At 68.5% G+C, this 3,504-nt stretch carries 4 protein-coding genes; all 4 read right to left on the bottom strand.

What is annotated here, in order from left to right; genetic code table 11:
- Nucleotides 1-248 precede the first annotated feature (248 nt).
- The 4 genes from ACIRDX_RS21775 to ACIRDX_RS21760 all read right to left on the bottom strand — a co-directional run bounded on the left by ACIRDX_RS21775 (nt 249) and on the right by ACIRDX_RS21760 (nt 3,481).
- Complete coding sequence (locus ACIRDX_RS21775) at nt 249-686, bottom strand: TA system VapC family ribonuclease toxin (protein WP_396627524.1); 438 nt, start codon at nt 684-686, stop codon at nt 249-251.
- Complete coding sequence (locus ACIRDX_RS21770; protein ID WP_396627523.1) at nt 683-934, bottom strand: DUF2191 domain-containing protein; 252 nt, start codon at nt 932-934, stop codon at nt 683-685. The genes ACIRDX_RS21775 and ACIRDX_RS21770 overlap by 4 nt, the downstream gene beginning before the upstream one ends.
- 280 nt (nt 935-1,214) lie before the next feature.
- The gene (dusB, locus tag ACIRDX_RS21765) at nt 1,215-2,360 is read right to left on the bottom strand and encodes a tRNA dihydrouridine synthase DusB (protein ID WP_396627522.1); all 1,146 of its coding nucleotides are present in this window, start codon (nt 2,358-2,360) and stop codon (nt 1,215-1,217) included.
- Nucleotides 2,357-3,481, bottom strand: a complete 1,125-nt coding sequence (locus ACIRDX_RS21760) for a peptidyl-prolyl cis-trans isomerase (RefSeq protein ID WP_396627521.1) — start codon at nt 3,479-3,481, stop codon at nt 2,357-2,359. The genes dusB and ACIRDX_RS21760 overlap by 4 nt, the downstream gene beginning before the upstream one ends.
- Nucleotides 3,482-3,504: the final 23 nt, after the last annotated feature.

The following is a 3,504-nucleotide window of genomic DNA, read 5'->3' as shown; positions in this document are numbered from 1 at the left end:
GTCGGCAGGTCGGCCGTCGAGTGCGCGACACGCAGTAGCAATTCAGGCGGGCGCAGCGACATTCAGAGTTCAGAATTGAGCGCGGGGCGAGCAGCGCCAGGCTCACGCCCAACCGCATGCGCGAGTGCCGGCAGTCGAGTACGCGACACGCAGTCGTAGTTCAGGCGGGTACGCGACATTCAGAGTTCGAAATGAAGCGCGGGGCGAGCACGTCAGGCCGGCCCCGTGCACCGGCTCACTCCCGGCCATCACCGATGACTGGCCAGAGGGTTCTCCCAGCGAAGCCCGGGAAACCTTGCGAAGTCTCCGTCGCTGGAGCACAAGGTCAGGCCGTGCTCGATGGCCAGCGCCGCAAGCTCGGCGTCGGGCACCAACCGATTCGTCATGAGCGGGAGCCGGAGGAGCTGGCCCAGCACGTCGGCGTGGCGGGCCGTCGGCACCGGCGTCCATGCCTGCTCGCACGAGAGCCACTGCTCCACCTGCCCCCACGCCTCGGCGGGCGTGACCGGATGGCGAACCACGGCCGGGTTGCTGACGAGGCGAACGAACGCCAGCAGCGATGCCCAGGGAAGGCCGACCCGCACGGTTCCATTCAGCCGCTCATCGAGCCAGGCGCGCGCCGTTTCGTGCTCGGGCGCCTGCAGATTGACCGCATAGACGAGCAGGTTGGCGTCGACGAGAATCACCGGTGGTCTTCGCCTTCGACGCGTGCGAGCACTTCGGCGACATTGTCGAGGCTGCCCACCAGGCTGTGACCGAGCGCGAAGCCCGCGGTTCGGAAGGGCGTCCGTGACCCATCCCGCCGGCTCGTGGCATCAAGTCCCGCACGGAGCAGGGCGTTGACGGTGTCCTTGAAGGACGTGCCACGCCTCTCCTGCTCTTCCCTCAACCTGCACGCGACATCATCGTCGAGCGTGAGGGTCGTTCTGGTCATGCTGTGATGCTAGCACGGTGATGCGCTGATGCTGACTGGGGAGGTCATGCGCGCGGCGCGGGCGGCGTGCATGCCTGCGGCCATGTGGAGCAGGCCGTCCCGATGCAGGACAGTCCGCCGCACCGGTGAGTCACAGGCGTGGGGCTGGGGGTCCCCACGCACGTGCACGCGTCCCACGCCGGTGCAAGGATGTCCGGCCTGCGAAACGGCCGCACAAGGCACGCCGCCCGCGACGCGTTCAGCGCCGAGGCGAGTGACCGGCTGACGCCGCGTCCTGTGATTAGAAGAAGAACTGCGCGACCAGATCGCGGACCTCGCCGATCGACTCGGCGCGGTTGACGCTGGCGCGGAAATCGGCGCCGCCCTCGTACCCCTTCGAGTACCAGCCGTTCAGCGCGCGAATCTTGTTGACCACCCAGCGCTCGCGTCCGCGCTTGGGCGCGCGGAGCGACGCGGCGCGAGCGTCGGCCGGCGACACCTCCTCGTCGGACGTGCCCGGCGCGACGTGGCGGAAGCCCTCGGCCTCGTCGATGCGCTCGTTGAGCAGCAACTGGATGTAGTCGAGCAGGAACTGGCCGCGGTCGCGCATCGTGATCACGCGCGCCGCGCGTCCGGCAGCCAGGTCGGCTGCCTGCGCGAGGATCCACGGATTGCGGAGCACGCCGCGCCCGACCAGCACGCCCTCGGGTCCGCTGCGCAGCCGATCGATCACGTGCTCGGGCTCGGTGCAGTCGCCGCTGCCGAACACCGGTATCGACACCTGTGAGGCGACGTGCGCGATGAGCGACCAATCGGAGCTGCCCGTGTAGGCCTGCTTCGCGGTGCGTCCGTGCACCGTGACGGCGGCGGCGCCCGCGTCTTCCACCATCCGCGCGAGCGTCGGCGCGTTGATCTCGGCGTCTGTCCACCCGGCGCGCATCTTCACCGTGACCGGGATCTTCACGGCCTTCGCCATCGCCTCGACGATCGACGCAGCGTGGCGCGGGTCGCGCATCAACGAGCAGCCGGCGTTGTGCTTGGCGATCTTGGGCACCGGGCAGCCCATGTTGATGTCGACGATGTCGGCGCCCATGCCCTCGACGACGCGGGCGGCGTCGGCCATCTTCGCAGGGTCGCCGCCGAAGATCTGGATGGAGACGGGACGCTCTTCCTCGGTGTACTCGGCGAACTCGAGGGTGCGGTCGATGCCGCGGACCAGGCCCTCGGAGCTCACCATCTCGGTGACCACGAGGCCGCAGCCGCCCTGGCGCTTGATGAGGCGCCGGAAGGCGGTGTCGGTCATGCCGGCCATCGGCGCGACGCCGGCGGGGGCGTCGAGCGCGATGCGGCCGATCTTGGGCGGCGCGGCGGTCACGGTGGTGACGGCCGGGCTCGGAGAGCCGGCCCTACCCTCGGCGTCGCGCGTTCCTGTCGCGAGCGCGCTCACTGGTTCGTGCCGGGCTTGGGGGCCGCGCCAGCCTCGCCGGCCTTGGCGGCCTCGGCGATGGCCTTCTCCGCTTCCTTCACGCCGGTCTCGAAGGCCTGCTTCAGCGAGGGACTCTTCCACTCGATGATGGCCTGGGCGCGGAGGCGATCGAGGTACTTGAGCACCTCGCCGGCGCGGCGCTGGTTGAAGACCTTGTCGGCGATCTGGTCGCGCGCTTCCTCGAAGGTGGCCTGCTTCTTCGGGATGCGGGCCTCGAGCTTGAGCAGGCGGTAGCCGTTGCCGGCGTCGAGCGGCTCGGTGACCTGCCCCACCTTCATCGGCGACAGGAGCTTCTGGATGTCGGGGTTCAGCTCCTCGGCGCTGAGAGGGCCGATGAGGCCGCCGTTGGCCTTGGAGGCGGCATCTGACAACTCGCCGGCGACGGTCGCGAAATCTTCCTTGGCCACACGCTGGCGCACCTGCACCACCTTGTCGCGCGCGGCGTCCATCGCGGCCTTCGCGGCGGTGGGTCCCTCGGCGGGTGCAGTCGTCGCGGCGCGGACGAAGATCTCGCGCAGCGTGACCGACTCGTTGGTGAGGAACTCCTCCTTGTGCGCGTCGTAGTAGCTGCGCGACTCCTCTTCCGAGATGCTGATGCGCGAGTACACGTCCTGCTGCTGGACGCGGTTGATCAGCATCTGCTTCTCGAACGCCTTGCGCAGCCCGGCGATCGTCAGGCCTTCCTGCTTGAGCGCGGCCTGGAACTTCTCCTCGCTATCGAGCTTGTTCTCCTTGCGGATGTTGGCAAGGATGCCGTTGAACTGCTCGTCGCTCATCTTGAGCCCGAGCTCCTTGCCACGCTGCACGAGGAGCATCTCGTCGATCGCGTTGACGATGACGCGCGGCGTGACCTCGTCGAGCATCTTGCGCAGCGCCTGATCGTTCTGGAGATCGGCCGTGGCGATGTTCGGGTTGTTGGCGCGCAGCGCCGCGACCTGCAGTTGCTCGATGTCGGTCTTGGTGAGGATCTCGCCGTTGATCTTCACCAGCACCTGCTCGATCACCTCGGCGCGGAGGCCGGCCATCGAGAGTCCCACCGCGAGGGCCAGGGCCCCGAACGTCCGCAAGTTCAGTCGCTTCATCGCTTTACTCATGGTAACCCGGG

The sequence above is a fragment of the Luteitalea sp. genome, from assembly GCF_044337415.1.
Classification (GTDB): domain Bacteria; phylum Acidobacteriota; class Vicinamibacteria; order Vicinamibacterales; family Vicinamibacteraceae; genus Luteitalea.
Note: the sequence above shows the minus strand (reverse complement) of the source record. Positions and strands in the feature narration are given on the sequence as shown.